General features: G+C 33.1%; 19 protein-coding genes and 1 pseudogene. 11 read left to right on the forward strand and 9 right to left on the reverse strand.

All coding sequences use genetic code 11. The features are described 5' to 3' along the window. Both F1Z66_RS07780 and F1Z66_RS07785 read right to left on the reverse strand, forming a co-directional pair. Positions 1-267, reverse strand: a pseudogene (locus F1Z66_RS07780) (hypothetical protein); the annotation flags it as partial. Positions 268-457: 190 nt separating this feature from the next. Continuing rightward, a complete protein-coding gene (locus tag F1Z66_RS07785; RefSeq protein WP_159357356.1) occupies positions 458-655 on the reverse strand; it encodes a hypothetical protein in 198 nt (65 codons plus the stop codon). Positions 656-2,029: 1,374 nt separating this feature from the next. Between F1Z66_RS07785 and F1Z66_RS16230 the strand changes: the two genes are divergently transcribed. Further along, positions 2,030-2,248: a transposase gene (locus F1Z66_RS16230; protein WP_149863050.1), complete on the forward strand. Its 219-nt coding sequence runs from the start codon at positions 2,030-2,032 to the stop codon at positions 2,246-2,248. 30 nt (positions 2,249-2,278) lie between these two features. After that, positions 2,279-2,422 carry a hypothetical protein gene (locus F1Z66_RS15390; protein ID WP_154670512.1) on the forward strand — a complete coding sequence of 48 codons (144 nt, stop codon included), beginning with the start codon at positions 2,279-2,281 and terminating at the stop codon, positions 2,420-2,422. 691 nt (positions 2,423-3,113) lie between these two features. On the opposite strand, the gene F1Z66_RS07795 is transcribed toward F1Z66_RS15390, so the two are convergent. The 4 genes from F1Z66_RS07795 to F1Z66_RS07810 all read right to left on the reverse strand — a co-directional run bounded on the left by F1Z66_RS07795 (position 3,114) and on the right by F1Z66_RS07810 (position 8,770). Continuing rightward, positions 3,114-3,293, reverse strand: a complete 180-nt coding sequence (locus tag F1Z66_RS07795; protein WP_230207494.1) for a hypothetical protein — start codon at positions 3,291-3,293, stop codon at positions 3,114-3,116. A 1,779-nt stretch (positions 3,294-5,072) separates the two neighbouring features. Continuing rightward, positions 5,073-5,837, reverse strand: coding sequence for an MBL fold metallo-hydrolase (locus F1Z66_RS07800; protein WP_149863052.1), 765 nt, complete (start codon positions 5,835-5,837; stop codon positions 5,073-5,075). Between the two features lie 632 nt (positions 5,838-6,469). After that, positions 6,470-7,693, reverse strand: a complete 1,224-nt coding sequence (locus F1Z66_RS07805; protein WP_159357357.1) for an alpha/beta hydrolase family protein — start codon at positions 7,691-7,693, stop codon at positions 6,470-6,472. Positions 7,694-8,206: 513 nt separating this feature from the next. Continuing rightward, the gene (locus F1Z66_RS07810; RefSeq protein WP_201448532.1) at positions 8,207-8,770 is read right to left on the reverse strand and encodes an OsmC family protein; all 564 of its coding nucleotides are present in this window, start codon (positions 8,768-8,770) and stop codon (positions 8,207-8,209) included. 303 nt (positions 8,771-9,073) lie between these two features. Between F1Z66_RS07810 and F1Z66_RS07815 the strand changes: the two genes are divergently transcribed. Both F1Z66_RS07815 and F1Z66_RS07820 read left to right on the forward strand, forming a co-directional pair. Next, positions 9,074-9,598 carry a hypothetical protein gene (locus tag F1Z66_RS07815; RefSeq protein WP_149863054.1) on the forward strand — a complete coding sequence of 175 codons (525 nt, stop codon included), beginning with the start codon at positions 9,074-9,076 and terminating at the stop codon, positions 9,596-9,598. A gap of 120 nt (positions 9,599-9,718) precedes the next feature. Next, on the forward strand, positions 9,719-9,985 hold the full coding sequence (locus tag F1Z66_RS07820) for a hypothetical protein (protein WP_149863055.1): 267 nt from the start codon (positions 9,719-9,721) through the stop codon (positions 9,983-9,985). Positions 9,986-11,420: 1,435 nt separating this feature from the next. On the opposite strand, the gene F1Z66_RS15840 is transcribed toward F1Z66_RS07820, so the two are convergent. After that, complete coding sequence (locus F1Z66_RS15840) at positions 11,421-11,627, reverse strand: hypothetical protein (RefSeq protein ID WP_195907503.1); 207 nt, start codon at positions 11,625-11,627, stop codon at positions 11,421-11,423. Positions 11,628-11,817: 190 nt separating this feature from the next. Here F1Z66_RS15840 and F1Z66_RS07825 point away from each other — a divergent pair, with 190 nt between their 5' ends. Together F1Z66_RS07825 and F1Z66_RS16235 are read left to right on the forward strand one after the other, a co-directional pair. After that, positions 11,818-12,468 (forward strand): sialidase family protein, encoded by a 651-nt coding sequence (locus F1Z66_RS07825; RefSeq protein WP_149863056.1) that lies wholly within the window; start codon positions 11,818-11,820, stop codon positions 12,466-12,468. 33 nt (positions 12,469-12,501) lie between these two features. Next, entirely contained in the window at positions 12,502-12,624 is a 123-nt protein-coding gene (locus F1Z66_RS16235; RefSeq protein ID WP_255437898.1) for a hypothetical protein, read from the forward strand. Between the two features lie 101 nt (positions 12,625-12,725). On the opposite strand, the gene F1Z66_RS15395 is transcribed toward F1Z66_RS16235, so the two are convergent. Then, complete coding sequence (locus tag F1Z66_RS15395; RefSeq protein ID WP_154670513.1) at positions 12,726-12,896, reverse strand: hypothetical protein; 171 nt, start codon at positions 12,894-12,896, stop codon at positions 12,726-12,728. A gap of 130 nt (positions 12,897-13,026) precedes the next feature. On the opposite strand from F1Z66_RS15395, the gene F1Z66_RS15400 reads away from it, so the two are divergent. The 5 genes from F1Z66_RS15400 (at position 13,027) to F1Z66_RS07845 (ending at position 18,079) form a co-directional block, all read left to right on the forward strand. After that, positions 13,027-13,194, forward strand: a complete 168-nt coding sequence (locus tag F1Z66_RS15400; protein WP_154670514.1) for a hypothetical protein — start codon at positions 13,027-13,029, stop codon at positions 13,192-13,194. A gap of 1,492 nt (positions 13,195-14,686) precedes the next feature. Further along, positions 14,687-15,166, forward strand: coding sequence for a DUF2299 family protein (locus F1Z66_RS07830; protein ID WP_149863057.1), 480 nt, complete (start codon positions 14,687-14,689; stop codon positions 15,164-15,166). 663 nt (positions 15,167-15,829) lie between these two features. Beyond that, entirely contained in the window at positions 15,830-16,012 is a 183-nt protein-coding gene (locus tag F1Z66_RS07835) for a hypothetical protein (protein WP_149863058.1), read from the forward strand. 277 nt (positions 16,013-16,289) lie between these two features. Further along, positions 16,290-17,402: a ring-cleaving dioxygenase gene (locus F1Z66_RS07840; protein WP_149863059.1), complete on the forward strand. Its 1,113-nt coding sequence runs from the start codon at positions 16,290-16,292 to the stop codon at positions 17,400-17,402. Next, positions 17,399-18,079 carry an alpha/beta hydrolase gene (locus tag F1Z66_RS07845; RefSeq protein WP_149863060.1) on the forward strand — a complete coding sequence of 227 codons (681 nt, stop codon included), beginning with the start codon at positions 17,399-17,401 and terminating at the stop codon, positions 18,077-18,079. The genes F1Z66_RS07840 and F1Z66_RS07845 overlap by 4 nt, the downstream gene beginning before the upstream one ends. A gap of 3 nt (positions 18,080-18,082) precedes the next feature. Here F1Z66_RS07845 and F1Z66_RS07850 read toward each other — a convergent pair whose 3' ends face one another. After that, positions 18,083-19,009, reverse strand: coding sequence for a DUF5996 family protein (locus tag F1Z66_RS07850; protein ID WP_149863130.1), 927 nt, complete (start codon positions 19,007-19,009; stop codon positions 18,083-18,085). Between the last annotated feature and the right edge of the window lie 11 nt (positions 19,010-19,020).

Below are 19,020 nucleotides of genomic sequence, written 5' to 3' on the forward strand. Positions count from 1 at the left end.
GGTGGTGGTAGTATCATAATCTGCTATAGTAGTAGACATACCTTTGTCGTTTAACATTAAAGACTGTGGCATTACGGTGTTTGTATCGCTTTTATGTTTGTAAAAGTCAGCATCAAGTTCTGCATCATATATTTTATCTTGCGTAATTACTCCACATTTGCTACACAATTTTTCACCCATTTCATAATCGTAAATTATAGAATGTTGATGTTGGAACTTTGAAAGAGGAATTTGGTCAACTTCATTAATTATTAAAGTATTAGACATGCCTTGAGGTTACGTGGTATAGTATATCTTGAGGTTGTTTACATCTATGCAATGTGATCATTTGGGTTACAATTGGTTACAAGTAATACCCATGAATAGCAAGTTTTTAAGGTCAAGTATTTGATCTAGGTGAGTCTAGTAAACCAACAGGGGTTTATTGTCTATTCTGTGTATGTAAAGTAAGAGCAAGTTAATGGTCTCTAAATGCTGAGACAAGTCTTGACAGCCTAAATGGCATTTTGAGAGTGTCATTGTCTTTTATTCCCGCCGTCTTTGAGCATTCTTTGGAAAGATTTTCCATTTGCATCGCGGTAACTAATACTATCTTTTGGTCCGGCTTTTCTAGTCTTGTTTTTTTAGTAACTTCGAGACCCGAGGGGCTGTCCACATGAGTATCCTCTACAATAGCGTCATATGACTTATTTTTTCTATCAAAAAAATGGTAAAGCTACATTATCACTATTTGCGGTATCTATACTAACGCCTCATGAAGATAGATATTCTCTTAATAGCACGGGTAACTCATTTTCAGCTTCTGCAATCAATATTTGTACTTGACTTATTTCTTCTTTGAATAAATTACCGCTACTTTCATTTTTAGGTCACTCTTTGTGACTAGCCACAATTGCATTTGCTTGATTCATTTATGTCTTATAGATATTTCTTTCGAACTGTGGAAAATTAATATCAGATTCTGCTTTGTTTCCTAATTCAAATTATTCCAAAATAAACGACAGTTTGCCAGATATGGCAAATCATATCTCAACGAATACTGGAAAATAATTTGAAAAATGCTATACAACTCATTTCAAAACTAGGCAACAAAGCACTCCATCTACTACTATCATATAACAACAACAACAACAACACGACTAGTAAGCAAGCACCTTTATCCGATAAAAACAAATAAAATAATTTAACTTAACTAATTATCCAAAGAATCCTCTATTTTAAAATGCTACTTTTTCTCTTCTATTATCATAAAGGAAAAAAGTAGCAGATTCATCATATGCTTATTTTTTTAAGAGCGTCCAATTGGCCTTTTTTAGCTTCGTAGCGAACGTCATTTATAAGGATTTTTATTATTAAACATGTTGTAATATGTAATGCAATGTATAGATAGATAATGCGAATTTAAACTATAAACTAACTTCTCCATGCTGATAAATATACATTCTCGTCTACTGTCCTAAGGGAATTAAAACAAAATCACGACAGTAAAGTAAGTAGCCAATAGAATTGTATGCTTGAATACCTTTTTTGCGTTAACCTTGATAATAAAATACTGAAACAATATTGTAAAGGCGTTAATTTGTTGTTGTACACACAGTCTCGTATTATTATTATTTGTATTAATTTTTTATTATGCCATAGATCTGACTTTAATGAAAAAAGCATGTCATTTGCAGTTATTTTATACTATATAGCCTAACTCAAACTATTTAGCTTGGATTGTCCAATATGGCTCTTACAGATCAATTGGCATCTTGTAACAACCGCTCAGTAGTTAGACGTGGCGAGAGAGAAAGAGAAAAAGAGGGATATATCCTCTTCTCATATGATTTTTCTTGATGATAACTGGCTGGGATTTTGAGCTAGAAAAAATATAAATCAAGATAAAATGGGTAATATTCTTATTCTTAGATTCATTCATCCTCGCAATTTTGTAGGTAATAACAACAATAATAATAATTACTTCATGATTTCCATAGATAACTATCTCTTGAGCCAAGATAACCAATAGGGGCTAGTGGGTGGATGGATGGATGAAAGGATGAATGAGAAATGGAAGGTGCAGAATAGGAAAAAAGGCTATCAAAAGATCCATATCGCTTTAAACATAAAAACAAAGGAAATCCTTGCCCTCGAGGTAACAGACAAGAAGGTTCATGATGATAGGCTGTTAAAGAAATTGGGTGACCATGTTCTGAATACTACCATTACTACTATCTCTACCTCTCTACCTATACGAAGAATTTAATTCGCTACTCTCTCCTAGGGGATGGAGCTTGTGATTCAAATACAAACTTTCAGTATCTTTTGGAGAAAGGAAGGAATCCAACCGAGAATAAAGGTAAGAAAGAATTCAGTCGTTTCACCTAAAAATAGTTTAAGAAATGAGGAAGCGATACTGCAAACAAAAGAGATCTATTGAAATGGAAGAAAAAGAAAAAGAAAAAGAAAAGAAAAGAAAAGAAAAGAAAGTACGGACATAGATGAATGGCTGAAACTGCTTTCTTAACATTCAAAAGCATTTTGGCGAGTGTATGTATTCGCAACAAGGTTCCAAAATGATAAAGGAGATGGTGATAAAAGTGTCATTGTATAACCTGTTTAGGAGAATATAAGGTAACAAGCATAGTTAGATTAAAAGGACAAGGATAGGATACAAAGCATCAAATTCATTAAACTATCTAAAAGATGCCGGTTTAGGAAATACTGTGTACTCAAAATTATTAGACATGCTATTGAACAATTGGTACCTCCTGAGTACAATAGTAGAGTCAAGTTACTATTTATAGTCATAAATTCTTATCATTATAACATGGTTGCCCCCAATGAAGATAGGGTTGCACATAATATCATCCTACTAATTCAAATTACAAAAATACAGCATGAAGTTAAAGACGTCTACGTCATATTGGGAAATAATAATTAATCAAAATTGTTACACATTGTTCGGGTGCCAGTCACCTGTGTCAGTAATATGCTGTTGATTGATAAAACATTTAAGGTAATTCTCAATCTATTTTATGACAAATCTTTTGTTTTCGATTTCGTCTTCATTATGGAACCAAAGTATAGCAACCATTGCCAATTTGAGAGTATGGTCTAATAATAGATCTCTAGGGCTCTGTTATGGGAAATTCTTTTTTTGAGCATGAATCGCAGTATTTTTCTATGATAGTAGCTCCATCTACACTGAATATTGCCTCCTGCGTAGCTATATTACCACAACTTACGCAGTGAATTATCTTTCTGCTAACATCGTCTAATGGCCGTAGCAATGAAAACTTCTTTTCCAATATATGACTTCATTAACTCGGTCCTGCTAAATACTTTTAAAATCTTGAAATTCTAGTGTTTTAACATAAGAATTAACTATGTGATCTTTAAAGATTTCTTTAATTTTCTTAATTATATAATGAAATTTAGGATTACTACATTCAGTGCCAACTATCATCGCCATTTATCTTTACTAGAATTTATTTTAAATTATAGGGGTTGGTTCGTTGATTCCGTGGAAATGATTTAAAACTGGCCTTCTGTTGACATTTAGGACATCCTGAATCCTTTAGACAGTTTAGCAAATATGTTATGGTGCCATTGTAGATCCTGAAGGTAATTATACGTGGTATATTAGGCCTTTCCAATTCTAAAAATGTCTTATCTTCTCATACAAATGACTATACTTATAACAATTAATTACGATTTATTTAAAATTAAGGTGTGGCCTGATAATACAAAAATAACTCTCCTTGTCACGGCCTGTTGTTTATACCATAACAATCTCTGGAGGATTTAGAGAACGAACAAGATTATGTTGACAACACCTATAAAATGGGGTATTCGTTATTGAGGTATAAAATCAACATGCTTGTTAAAAGATGAGAATATTTTTCAGTAGACTCCGCTTCCAGGCGGCGAAAATAATGATAGGCGAGATACTAATAAAGAATAATAACATACCATAGAAATATTAGGCTAGTCATGCTAATTCTAAAGCATCAGCATGGTGGCGTGAGTTTAAATGATTATTATGCATTAAAACTGCTAATCGATCTCATCAATTTGAAATAGCAATTAGGTTTTGATAGTGGTATTACCTGTATAGTCCATTGCAGTTTCTCATTCATGAACCAAATCTTTTTTCATAAAGATTAGATTCTTCATCAATACTGAAAACATTTATGGTATTTCATATATATTTTCGTTTACCTTTGAGAAGCGGTACTAACCCATTGATATGGGTAAATTATGATATCATAGATCATAACTGACTCTGAACTAAACAGATCGGTCATACAAGATCAGTTAATGATGTCAACGATCAATTCTTCGATATTCTTTATTTAATAGATTTTGTGATATTCTCCTTAGTAATTGTTATTTATCCCTCATAGCCGTATCCCTTAATCAGCAAAAACAGAAAATTGGATATCTTATTCCTTGTGTCATTCTTATTACTCGTAGTAAGATTTAGCAATGCAGATCCGAGCCGCAGTCATCACTATAATACGTAGCCTGTAATTCTCCTTTCCTAATAAGAAATAGACTAATAGATATATGCCATAAAAAACGAATTACCTACAGATCTATGACTCTTTCCACCGAACCCGCTACCTACTTATCAACAATTTTACTATGGAATTAGAGAAAAGAAAATTTGCCAAATTTAAAACTAAATTGTCATATGATCTCACTATTGCTACTGCTATGAAATGTTAATATTGTATTCGTTATAGAGATCTATGGTGACTTCAAAATCATCTTTAGAAGATCATATATGTGGCTGCAATAATTCTGATAGAAGAAATTGTCCTTTATGTCAGAAGCCTTGTCATCATGATACATCCTTGAACCCTAAAATACTAATTTCGCCAACATAATATGTGGCAACAAACGGTTAACTTGTTAAGAAATGGCAATGGAAAAAAATTGCAGTTTCCAACTCACTCATATAGCATAAGGAACTTAATCACACCGAAACCTATACCGCTGATTTGTCTAATACATCTATCACAATTGAAAAAAGAAGTATCCATAAAAGGTGAATAGGATGTATTCTATAAAGGTTCGAACTTTCATCCTTTTAAATTTTGTATGTATTCAGCAACTAGTTTTTCGACAGCTTCTCTAGCTCCTTCCAACAATGGTGAATCTTGATGAGCCATCAATAACTTGTCAAAATTAATCCTTGAAAGCCTTTGCACAGATACTATTGCTGTAGTTGGATCCATTGATACTTGGGGTGCAGATATATACAAACCCTCGGCTCCAAAGACCTTTTTATATATACTATCAGCACCCAGAAGCAGTTTGTCTTTTTCATAATAAAGCGATATGTGACCTGGAGTATGACCTGGGGTATGGATGACCTTAAGACTTCCAATCATGTCACCATCTGAGACTTGCTCATCAACGCTAATAGGTTCAACTTCTAAAGTTCCGTATTCTTTTGACAATGACTCAACTGAGATACCGAGATTTTCTAATTTTTTAATAGTTTCTTGTGTAGACGGTGGTCCCATGTATGGTGGATTATGAGCAAGATATCTTGCCTCGATCCAATGCGAATAAATCCTAGCACCTGATCTTCTCTTTATCTCGTTGGCTGCTTGTGCGTGGTCAACGTGGACATGAGTTAAGATTATTTGCTTCACGTTCTTGATTTCGTATCCAACGTCCTGCAGATATTTTTCAAGCATGGGTAATTGTGAAAGAAAACCGGGATCAATTAACGTTAAATTATCTTTATCTTCCACAAACAAATAAGGAAAGACCTTTCCCCGTGGATCAGGATGAGTCATGCCTTCTATTGAGTAAACATTCTTAGTAATCTCAGTCATCTGATTTCAAATATATGCGTCTGTAAGACTTTTGAACTTATATGTTTTAATTTTAACAATGCCCTCTTATTTTTAATTGTCATATGGTCGTGGGGGTTCTATTACTTGATGATAAATCTAAACCTTGATTATATTCTACCCAGTGATAATTATTAAAGGGGATTTAATATTTACATTGTATGTTTAATCCGATCTGTGTTTTTATTTGAATTATGCACACCCGACATGTTTCTAAAGCAATATTTTTCATATACAATGTTAAGAGAAGCAATAAAGTAATATCTTGATGAAAACAATAACTAGTATCACAGAGGGGAGTCTTAATTGACGAAACTATACTCAAATCCAATTTCGAATCAAATTTGTTTCACATATCACCAAATCCGCCACCAATTATAGTATTTACTTTAATATGGATTGATAATCGTCAAATTGATAAATTCATAAATATACGAATGTCTAATTATGAAATTTAAAAATTGAATTCGTATAGTTTTACATATCAATTGTGTTAAAAACCTACTACAGACCATGGCTTTTTTTTCTATATCTTAAAACGCAATAAAACTATTAAAAAAACCATACCTGGCATCTCTATTTCAATAAAAGGTAAAAAAAATAAAACTCCTTTGCTATCTTGAATGAGATTCTAACCATGAATATAAATCTGCTAATACATCTGGTTCCATTGGTCCAAACGCTGTTTGCCATTTTGATGATGGATAGAAAGCATGTCCTAAGTCAGGATATGTAATTAAAGTATGGTCGGGATGATTCACTTCGTTGAGCCTTTGATGTAATAGGAATGCTTGTTGAACTGGAGTTTGAACATCGTTTTCTCCATTGAGTATCAAAATCCCTGTAGATTTAGAAACATTTCCAATAGAGCTTAAACTTGTTGGCATGTTAGATAGAGATTTCCACAATTTGGGACATATTCCAATAGTATTGCATTCAAGCACATCAAATGATGTGGTATTTTCATAGCCCTTTATCAAAAAAGGTTTGATTTGCTTATCGATGTTTATGTCACTACTATTATCAAATTCCTTTATCAAAGCATCAGTCATGGCTTTGCTATCATTTGTATGCGAAACAGATGGGGGTAATAAAAAGTTCCTCAAAAATGGATCCGATACAATCTGTTGAATCGATATCAAACCAGTGTTATTGTTATCTAATACTTGCATAGCGTATTCTAATGGTAGCGAAACGTCTTGATAATACTCTACGTCTTTTAATGGGTTTTGAGCTAGAGTCGCCATAAGTATGATGTTTCTTACCATTGTTGAATTATCCATTCCTATGATTGGAGCATAAAGGGTACCTTCGCTATGACCCAATATGCTTATTCTCTTTGGATCAACTTCAGGCTGCTGAACAAGAATATTCAAGGCTTTCTTGCCATCATTTACTTGATCGTCAACTGTATTATTCCCCCATACACTTGAATTCGAAATAGTATAACTTTCTGGTCCAACACCTCTTTTATCATACTTTAGAACGGCAAATCCTCTCTCAGAAAGATATTGGGATATCTCCCAGAATGGTTTACTATTTTTAGTTAACGTTTCGTTCATGTCTAACGCGCCAGAACCTTGAATAAGCAACACGGCCGGAAATGGTCCTTTGCCTATTGCAGGATATGATAACTGAGCTTTTGTAGTCACTCCGTCACCCAAATCTATGACTAGATCCTTATATTTGATAACTTGAAGGTCAGACTGGGCCAAAGTTTCAGAAAATAAAGGAGTACCAAACGTTGTTGAATATGACGATAAAATCATAAATGCACTAAAAAATATGCTTAAAACTACAAATGGCGATGATTTAAATTTATTTACCAACACTAACATTTGCAATGGTGGCACCTTATATAAAGTAGATACGTATGCTACTGTCCACTACTTGAAGTTTTTCTCAAATGTATTATTTATCATTTCTATAGATGGTAAAGCGATAGACGTATGACTTCTGCAAAATTAGATTAAAATTTCTTTCACTCATAAAAATAATATGTTGCAAAAACTCTTCAAACCCAAGTCGATATCCTGATTTTGCCAAACTCTTGTTGGATGAGAAACCTTGGCACCAAACCAACTCTCATTTTTGGTCAACAGCCTGATAATCCGGCTCAAATTTATTTCACATATTGCCGAATTAATTACTAATAAATAGTAACTAATTTAATGCATAAGGCTTGGAGATCCAATATGATATATAACATTTATTACGGATTTAGAATGTTCTCTTTTGTTTATAACTACTTGATGAGTTTAAAGTTTATATAAATAAAGATGATTCTAATCATAAATAAAATCAAAAGAAGTAGGTTCGAGAAGTTTCACATTTCCATCTTGAGTAATTTTCTACCTTTGTAATGAAACCTCAACTGGAGTCGGATGTGATATTATATCAAATACGGGTGATCTTTTTTGTGCAATATCCACAAGTTCTTTTATTTTTTCTTCAGGTGCATCTGCCTTCACTTTAAAAATAACCTTTATTTTCTCATAATCATTTCTTACTTTATCAGACATTCCGAGCAATCCTTGGATATCTAGGTTTCCAGATAATGTGGACTCCACTTCTTCTATCTTTATACCTTGGGCAGCTGCATGATAGATTAAAGATGTAGTAAAACAACCATTTAATGCTGCCAGTGCATATTCTACCGGATTGGCACCTTGATCTTTTCCTAATAATACAGGCGGTTCATCTTTGTCAAATACAAAAGGCTGGTTCCTTATATGAGTTTGACATGCTCCATCAAAGTCGTTTATCACTGTTTGATTATATCCTCCATTAATCCATTTACCTTTGGCACGGAAATTGAACTTTGAGATATTGGGGTTTTCTTTGATCGCACTCATGACATCAAAAAGATTTGTAACGCTTACTCCATTTACTATTTTTTCATTTTCATTTTCCAATTTGTTTGAATGACTTGTTTATGTCATACCAATTGCTAGCATGCTAGCATAATATAAATGTATACGATAATGATATCATGCTAGCAATATATAAGTATTCTATAAACTTATTCTCATTGTGACTCGCACCCTTGTAATCCGAGGATTTAACGATAAGGTCCATGAGAAATTGGGTAATTTAGCAACCCAAAAAGGCATTTCCATAAACTCCATTGTGAGGGATGCGTAGATAAATGGTTAGAACAACAGCAATCAGAGACAGTTAGGAAACACCATCTGATAATTTATTCAGATGATGAATCTATGATAAAATCGCTAAAATCCATAGATAAATTCGCAAAAGACAGTAACTTGTACAGATGTTTTTGCGGACCTCCAAATGCTAGGGCAGCAAAATTGCTTGACAAATTAGAGTGGTATGACGGTACTATTGAACCCTATCTTTATTCCAATGATAATCATCCAATCAAACAAAAAAACACTTCACCAACTCAAAATGAGAACCATGTAGTTAATTACTGTAATAAGATGATGGAAAATATTGCAAAGAATGCTGATAGCAAATCTGTGTGTTGCGTAGATTTTATAATAAATTATATTGGTAACAATTCCTTAACTCATGCATTATCCATTGAAAAAGCATATGATCATGATAGAATTAGTGGATTCATGTACTGTACATACAAGACAGATGTTTTACTAGAATCTGATACACATGATCTAATAGAATTATTTGAAACACATGATCAAATCTTTATTTTAAACAGAGATGCGGTGTACAAACTACATGTCACCAAGGAGAATATCCACAAGTTATTTCTAAACTAGATAGATACTAGTTCCATGTTTTTTGGTGAACCTTGCATTTCAATTTAATTTTAGATATAAACGATAGCATGATATCATATACAAATAGGTATATATATTGTTATCATGCTAGCAATTAGTATGAACAATCAAAATATAAAAATATCTGTTATTATTAATGGTGATGAACGACAGAATCACAAGAAAGTCGAAGAAGGTGATAAACGTAGACTTTTATCAGAAACGGTAAAGATTGATGTTTCAGATTGCACGAGAATCAAGCGATCTACTGTCATAATTCTAGAGAATAGATTCGAATATGACCGATTAAAGGAATTGTTGGATGCGGTAATGTATCAGAAAAAATTAATGAATTGTTACGGATTGGACACCATAAACAGTAAATAGGATCTAAGAAATTTCCCTGTTACTACAACCGACACTCAAATGGAAGGAATACAATCTGATATACAAAAATACAATGAAACAATACGGCAGTATAATGAATATTCTAAACACCTTGGATTAGAATATGGTGTCGATATTGTTAGTGAAATGAAGAAAGGCTGTAAAATAATATTTCGTCATCCCATTAAACGATTAGAATAGATAACTAAAAGTATTGGGAGAATCTGGTTGGTTATTTCTCTATGGATTACTTTTTCACATAATCGGGATCCTTTAATTTTAAGAAAAATACTTACTTCTTACAGAAGGGAAATCTATAAGGACTTGGATATAAATTCAAGTCAAATTCGTTTCACATACTGCCAAACCCATGTTCAATTGCATACTATTAATGGCATTTTTTGACTGCATAAGTCAAATAAGTGTTAAACAACAATATACATAATTCAAAAAGATTAGACTGTGACATAGATAACATCGATCAAAGTTGTCTTTCACTACATTAGAGTTTTACATATGCCCTCAAATCAAAAGAAACGAAAAGTCAAAATCAGTCCAAAGATCTATTTTGTTTAAATTGTAATTTGCCTTATTCTTGATCTTTGATATCAAGTCATTTTCAATTACTAGTAATTATCATAGGATTTCTCATTTTTAATATTGATTATCTATATTTTCAAATTAATTTTTTAGAGAAAATTTGTTTTCAGAAAATTTCTTTGCTTTTTGTAGGATGTGATGATACGTTACTATTTGTTGAATAGCCATACACCCTATGAAAAACACTGTGAAAACCACGGCTAAGAAAAAAGACAGATACCCAAGAAGATTCATGAATACTGTGAAAACCACGGCTAAGAAAAAAGACAGATACCCAAGAAGATTCATAAAAAAATGTATCCACTATCTCATTTATTATTGTAACATTATGGAAGTTTATCCAATAGTAAAAAAATCTCTCTAACTTAATATATTACAAGAACATAATCTATCGGATTTTTCATATATTTTGAACAGACAAAATTAAATGAAATTTCACCAATGGTAGAATGTCAAATAACTCTAAAGTTCAAGAACTAGAAGAATCTATAATTAATTTATTATAGTCGGTTCAAAAACATCTGCAGATAATTATTTTTTTAATATTGTAATTACCTTGGCAACCGGTTATAATTTTATCCTGGTTATTGCTTGTCAGCTAAAGAATTTCCTTTATATAATTTCTTTTAATTGGATACTCTTAAACTATTTCTGACATACTATTCTCTCGACTCATTACATTTTCTTAATAGATGCGATAACTCTCCCAAAAGCTCCGAACCTTCTTTATAAATCACACCTGCAAGGATATCTGAGTTACCTATATGAACACCGAGGGAGATAATGACGCAAAGCATGGATACTTTTTCTAAGATATCGTCGAGATTACCATTGATTAGGTATATATGAACGAGCCCTGCTTGAACCCGAACTTTTTGCGGTTAAGGTCAAGTTTTGATATAATAAACTCGTTTCCTATGAGATTATTTACCCTGCGTTGGATTGTTGAAAGAGGGATTTTTAAACTAGTAGAAATTTCTTTATTGTTGTGATATTGCAACAAGAACTCGTATGAAAGGATTGATATCGTCCTAAATTCCACCGATCCACCTTTATAATTTTGGCCAAATTTTTCAGAAATTAAGACTATTCAGCGATGAAATATTGATGTATATTAAACAAATTTTATACCCACGGAAATATTTGTTTTTATACTCCATTACTATAAGCATTTCATGAGTAGCAGATAGAGGGGCACAATAATTATATCATTATTTGTGCTTTCGGCGATATTGACCTCGATATTTCAATTTCAGACATCTTTTGAGTTTTCTTGGCCATGTATTGACAGAAGCGATGGAAAGGCTCCAATAGCAGTTTCCGGAAACAACGTCTATGTGGCCTGGTGGAGAAATAGTACAGGGAATTATGAAGTAATGTTTAAGGCATCAGAAGACGGCGGTCAGACATTTGGTGACAAAATTAATCTGAGCAATTCTAGCAATGGAACTTCTGTAGAAGCAGATATTGCGGCAGTTGACGATAATGTATATGTTACGTTCGCAGAAAACAAAACAGGTACTGCTGATGCTTATATAATGACTTCAAATGACAATGGAAAAACGTTTAACCCTGCAGTAAAATTAACCCATAATTCCGATTCAAAATTGGCAAATAAAACATACATGTCCCAACTAAGTTCATACAATGTAAAAACATCTCCATACGAGCTTAAGGTAGCAGCTGAAGGAGATAATGTATATGTATTAGCAACAGGAGGCGAAAAAAACAGTACCACATACCAACCAGATGTGTTTATCAAGGTCTCAAACGACAGCGGCAAGACCTTTGGAAAAGACATAAACTTGAGCCAATCTCACGGAAACAAATCAGACAGAATACAGATCGAGGCTATTGATGGTAAAGTATACGCTACATGGTGAGATAAAAAAATTGATGGCTCAGATGAACCTCTAATGAGAATTAGTCACAATGGTGGGCAAACATTTGGTGATAAGTTAATTCTTTCAGCAAATGCTACTCAATTCAATAATAATAATGGTGATAATAATACCACTAGTATATCTATACCCTCCTAATCTTTCTTTTTGATTCTAATTATAAAACTAAACAAGAAATGTAAACACGATTTTGAAATCAAAGTGGATGTTATCATTACTAGTATTCTGTCTCTTCATATCTAGTATTTTGTTTTTTTTATTACGCCTGATACTGCCTCATTATTTAGAATCAATGCGATTAACGTCAGTACCCTTTTGACATCTTTAACTTCATTTCCGTTATCAATCTCAAACCAAAACGGACAAAAAATTGGCACAAATGATGCAGTTGTTGATGAGTAAATCAACAAACAAGAGCTTTACTAAAATTCTATATATAATATCAAAATAAATTACCCGGATGGATGGACTATAAATGATAGTGATAAAGCCACTATTTTTCACAATCAAAGTAAAAATCTCAACTTAGTTGCTGAAATTATGGCCCCTATCCAAAGTAGTTACTATGATTCAAAGATTGGTGCCTCGCATAATAGTTTAAGACTCATTGTTGAAAATTATAGCACGTTTGGAGATTATGTAAGCGACAATATACAAAAGTATGTAGGAAAAAAGATTCTGTCGAGACAGAAAATAAAAATAAATTAATAACTATTGCAAACAAAAGGATTGGGGCTATCGGGCTTTACTGTCATAATTTTGACCTGAAAAGTTGGAACCAAAATATAAGTCTTGCAGGGAATCCGGCTCATCAAATATTCTTAGACTATAGTTATGACAAACACAGTAAGGATGCAACCGAATTGTGGGCTATAAAGGGAGATAAAATATATATCATCGAGTTTGTAGCACAAGATCAGTATTATAGTAGGTATATACCCGTTGTAAACAAGATGATCGATTCGTTTCAAATACTTTAGAATCCTAAATAGGCGTAAGCAATAACAACAGGATTTTAAAACTGAACCTACATCGGAGGATTGATATCGTCTTGAAGCCCACAGAATCAGTTTGACATCTCTTCCTTTTGAGACCAATTTAGTCACACTTATCTACCGAAAAGGCGTTTGTCTTTTACTTCATCTAACAAACAAGAACATCAGAAGTTCATATATCGTACCTTCATCTCAAAACGAGCAACTAGTGAGGATGATCCAACAGATCCATCTAGATTATCCATCCAATTTTGTTATTATCTAATTTGTTTTTATATCTTTATCTAATTAATATTTAATATGAGGACTCAACATGTTAATACAGGCATCATTCTTGCTGTTGTGACAGTGTTGCTAATAGCAAGTTCGGTCGTTACCATTGAAGAAATAGGAACAGCGAGTGTTAGAGTTTGGTAGATTACATCCGTTTTTTTATACCATTAATCAAATACTGTAACTATGAAAAGAATATCTCGAAAATCTAGCTTAGTGGAATATTGGTTAGATGCATGTAACTATAAATTGGTAAAGAAACATTACCCAGGTGGGTTGTTAATCTTCTTGATCCAGAAATTGTCAAATCTTGTAGTGTAGGTGAACAACATGAAATCCATGAATGTTGATAGTTGCGTTTCTGATGGCTGTTTAACTAAACCAATAGCACAATGTCTTTGTTGCTCAAAATTATATTGTTACGCACATTTGAAGTCATGCCTACAAAATCATCTAAATGAGATTGAAATCCTTAATCCATTAAAGAATTAGGTGAAAGCCCTCAAAGTAGGAAGGATATATCTTCTTTTGCGTTAAGATCAATTTGCAGAATGATCATATTCTCCAGATAGATAAAAAAAGAGAATAAATTAACCAATCAAATACATCTTGACATCTCTGATACAGGTAGGATATTTGATGCCATCACCGGTGATCTATATCATGTCTAGTGTAAAAGAGTTTAAAAAACACCGGGAATTAAAGTATGTGTAATAAATTTCATATTAGTCTATGATTTTGCATGCAAGCATTGAATAAGTTTATTGATGAAAGTCATAGAAATCAAGAAACCAAAACTATTCTAATATTTTTTGTTATTTGAATTCACCTAGACAAGATTTAAGAGTATGCAAACACTACATGTTAGATTAACTTCAACCCGTATCTAAGCCTATTCAGTTCTATTTATAGTATTATATAAAACTACAATCATGTCGGAACCAACTAAAAAAAATAATTCACAATACGAAAACATAACCAATTGGCTCAAAAATGATCCAGCTTGCAATATAGACGAAACATTAGATGACGATAATATTGTTACTATCATTAACTGCAGTTATTTTGAAGATTTTAAAATTGGGGTTTATGTATATAAGAACGATGCTGGAAGAGTTGAAATTATATCTAGTCCTCGTCTGTTAACTCGAGATGGTGAAATTTTACAGAATGCGGATGATAAAATAGTCAATGATTTTCAAACAGAATTGACCAAGGACTTATTAAAGGTTGGTGTGTTTTGTTCATTACAAACGAACAAAGCTGGTAACTCCATTGGGCTGACCATAATACACCCTCTGTTTTTTGATACTTTGACACGAGAATTATTTATGAATGCTGTTCATGCAGTAGCTAGAGCATGTCTTATAGCTGCTATAGAATTTGATAAATTTACTCTAGATCATCAATAACCATCCCAAATTTTTCAACGTACTATTTTTCTATAATTTTAGTATAAATACATCGCGGAAACTACAGATTTGATAAAGCTGACTAAATTTCTTTATACCATACTTTCTTATTTTACTATTGAATGATATATCTTAATAATTTGAACATATTTAAAGAGAATACTCGCAAAAATGTATGACAACAAATCCTGACGTTTTTAATTCTCAAGCAACAAATAATTTGTATTAAACAAATTATTTGGTAACAGTATTTTGGTATCCTTCTTGAATTAATCTGTATATAGTTTCAGAGGTGAAATCTGGAATTTTTCCTAAAATATTATTTTTGTCATCGTTACTTTGTATTGAAATTACTTTAACTATTACCTTGTTTAGTTTATTTAGAATACCTTTAATCTTATATTCATCAGAAGTTAACCCAAACCTCTTCTCATGGGTGTTTTATGTTATAAAATAATAAATTGTAACACCATACCAAACTACCTTATCCCGTATTTTTTATCGACTTTGGATCATTTTTGGAAACAAATGCCAAAAACATCTATAACTTATTTGCGAGCTACTTTTGACATCCGAAGTTAATTGGCTAAAGTTGACAACTTTTTAGAAATATTCTTACTTGTGAAATAAGATTATTTTCAACTTTGAATAACTAAAGATTCAATGCAATTTATAAAATATAACAAAGTACTTGTCAAACCAGATAAACGAGATGACAGGACCAAGGCGATTTTGGCGTTTTTCAAATTGGTTCAAACGAAAGATGCCCAAATGAGGGGTTTTATTGTAATGGGCAGTTTAGAAAACCTTTCTGAAACTATTGTCCTTACTTTTTTGGGAATCTAAAAGGATATGGATGAGTTCTATCAGAAAGACAACCATCTTTTATCCGATTTGGTGGAAAAACTCAAACCCTCTTTTGAAATAATGCCAGAAAGAAAAAGTTATCAAGTTTCAGATTTTAAAATTTAGTTGTAAGAAAATCTAGGAATTCTTTTGCATGAGTGAAATCTAGATGTTATACAAATATGGTAACTAATTAGTTACGAGCAAAGCAATGAGTTTTATCATTTTGGTTTATCCGTTTTAACAAATATTTATACCACAAATAAAAAATATTACTATGTCAAGTATAAATATAGATAATGCGATTATTGGAATACATCATATAACAGCTATAGCAGGCAACCCCCAAAAGAATATTGACTTTTACACCAGTTTTTTGGGATTACGCCTAGTAAAGCTAACGGTTAATTTTGATGATCCAACAACATATCATTTCTATTACGGCGATGAAATAGGAAGACCAGGTACAATTCTGACTTTTTTTCCCTGGCACACCATGCCAAAAGGATTTAGAGGTACTGGTCAAGTGATTACTACATCCTTTTTAATCCCGGAAAATTCTGTAGAATATTGGGTTAGCAGACTAAAAAGTCAAGGGATTGGTTATGCCGGTCCAACAAAGAGGTTCAAAGATGACGATGGTTATAGTGAACAAGTAATCACACTTTATGATCCAGATGGTATGGAAATAGAACTTGTTTCACACAGGGTTGCTGAAGAAAGAGGAAAAAATATTTGGAAAAAAGGACCAATTCCCAAAGAACATGCTATCAGAGGATTTTATTCGGCTACCTTGTGCTTAGAAGGATATGAAAGAACAGCCGATCTCTTAACTGAAAACATGGGTTTTTCAAATACCAAGAGAGAGGGAAATAGATTCCGATTCGAAATCAAAGATAAAGAAAAAAGAATTGATAGTTTCTATGGTAACAAGGAAAAAAGAGAATTTGATCTTTTAAGTTCCCCATCTACCGTGGATCTCATATGTTTACCCGATATTCGTAGAGGCTCTATGGGAGTAGGTAGTGTTCACCATATTGCGTGGCGCACTCCAACAGATGAAAGCCAGTTATATATACGCAAAAGAATAGTCAAAACAGGCCTTGATGCTACTCCTGTAATTGATAGAAGATATTTTCATTCGGTGTATTTTAGAGAGCCTGGAGGTGTATTATTTGAAATAGCAACTGATCCTCCTGGTTTTATGGTAGATCAAAAAGAGGAGGATCTTGGTCAAAAGCTTTTGCTGCCTCAATGGTTAGAACCCGACCGCAATTATCTTGAACAAGTACTTCCTAAAATTAAAACACCGTCACTTGATAAATTTCTTAATCCTTCTTCTTCCTCTTCTCTTAATCAAACCAGTAGTACTTGTAGTGAGAGAAAATGAAGAGCCTTGATTTTAAACACCGTTTTATCTCTTCTCCATCACAGCAGAATCAGAACACAGTCAATTCTGGTAAAGAATATGGACCTAAGAACAATCACCCAGATACACTAACTTTATTGTTACTTCATGGCACAGGTGGAAATGAAGATGATTTGATACAAGTTGGCCAGATGATCTCTTCCACTGCATCCTTATTAAGTCCTCGAGGAAAGGTGTTGGAAAATGGAATGCCTAGATTTTTTCGGCGACTTACTGAAGGTGTATTTGATTTAGATGACTTAAAGATTAGAACCAAAGAATTGGCCGATTTTGTTAAGGAGGCATCAAGAACTTACCATTTTGACATGAACAAAACAATTGCAGTGGGTTTTTCTAATGGTGCAAATATGGCAGCAAGTCTTCTTCTCTCGTATCCAGAAACAATAAGGGCTGCAATTCTATTTAGGGCAATGGTTCCTTTTATACCAAATTCTCAACCCAATCTATCTGACAAACGAGTTCTTTTATCTGCAGGAGTATTCGATCCTATAGTATCAGAAAGTCAAACACAAAACCTTTTTGATTTGTTAGAAAAAAGTGGAGCACATGTGATTTTGAAATGGCAGCAATCAGGTCATAATCTTACCGAATCAGATATCTTGTACTCAAAGAAATGGTTAGATGATATCTTTAAATGATTATTATTGACGTTCCAGTTTACTTCGATCCCACTTTGCAGTTGTTGCTGCTGCTATGTAAGTGCTTTGAAGAAAATCCATCAAGGTTGCATCTGGGTTATTTGATTTTTGAACTGCCTCGTATGGTAAAATAAACTCACTCAAATTCGAGTTATAAAACGCTTCTTTTGGAAGGATTGTGAAATCCTTGAAGCCATCAGGCTCTGGATATGCATAAGAATAATAAAAAGGCTCAATTACTGAGCTCGTTCCTCCTGCGTTCCCTTCAGCACCTGGCCAAAACCCACAACTACTAACTTCATGAGAATACGCTTCTATCATTACATGTGGTGGACAATTTGCAACACCAGGGTGGACAGGGGCACTCCTTCCTGAAAATCTCGTAACCGCCAAATCAAAGGCACCCCAAAAAAAGTGGACTGGACTAACTTTACCTATGAACTTTGATCGAAAGTCCGTCATAACACGAGAAGATTGAGCTAAAACCTGCCAGAACCTGTGAGCATATACAGGATCATACGTATGATGTTTATAGTCATTTTCAAAGGGAATTCTTTCCTCTACTTCCACTGGGGTCGTCCATATGTTTACATTTATTTTAAGATCATTTAATGCAGTCATTACCTCCTTATAGAACTCTGCTACAGGGATTGATTTTAATGGAATTTCTTTTCGTTGATTGCTGGATGCAGTAATTAATAACCTATGAGAGTCAAAATCAAAATCGATTTTTAGTAATCGATCTTTGTAATATATAGTTGAGGTGGTAAGTCCTGATGGAGTTATATAGAGGGTAGTATTCCACCAGTGGTTTTCCAAAGGTGTTAGAGCAAGACGGATTTTGCCCACAATCTGCGTCCACATATGAATAGTTTGACAAGTATCTTTCCAGTCACCAAAAGGCAGAGTAGGCCATTCATTACTAAGCATCAATAATGTTT

It is taken from the genome of Candidatus Nitrosocosmicus agrestis (assembly GCF_008389435.1).
Taxonomy (GTDB): domain Archaea; phylum Thermoproteota; class Nitrososphaeria; order Nitrososphaerales; family Nitrososphaeraceae; genus Nitrosocosmicus; species Nitrosocosmicus agrestis.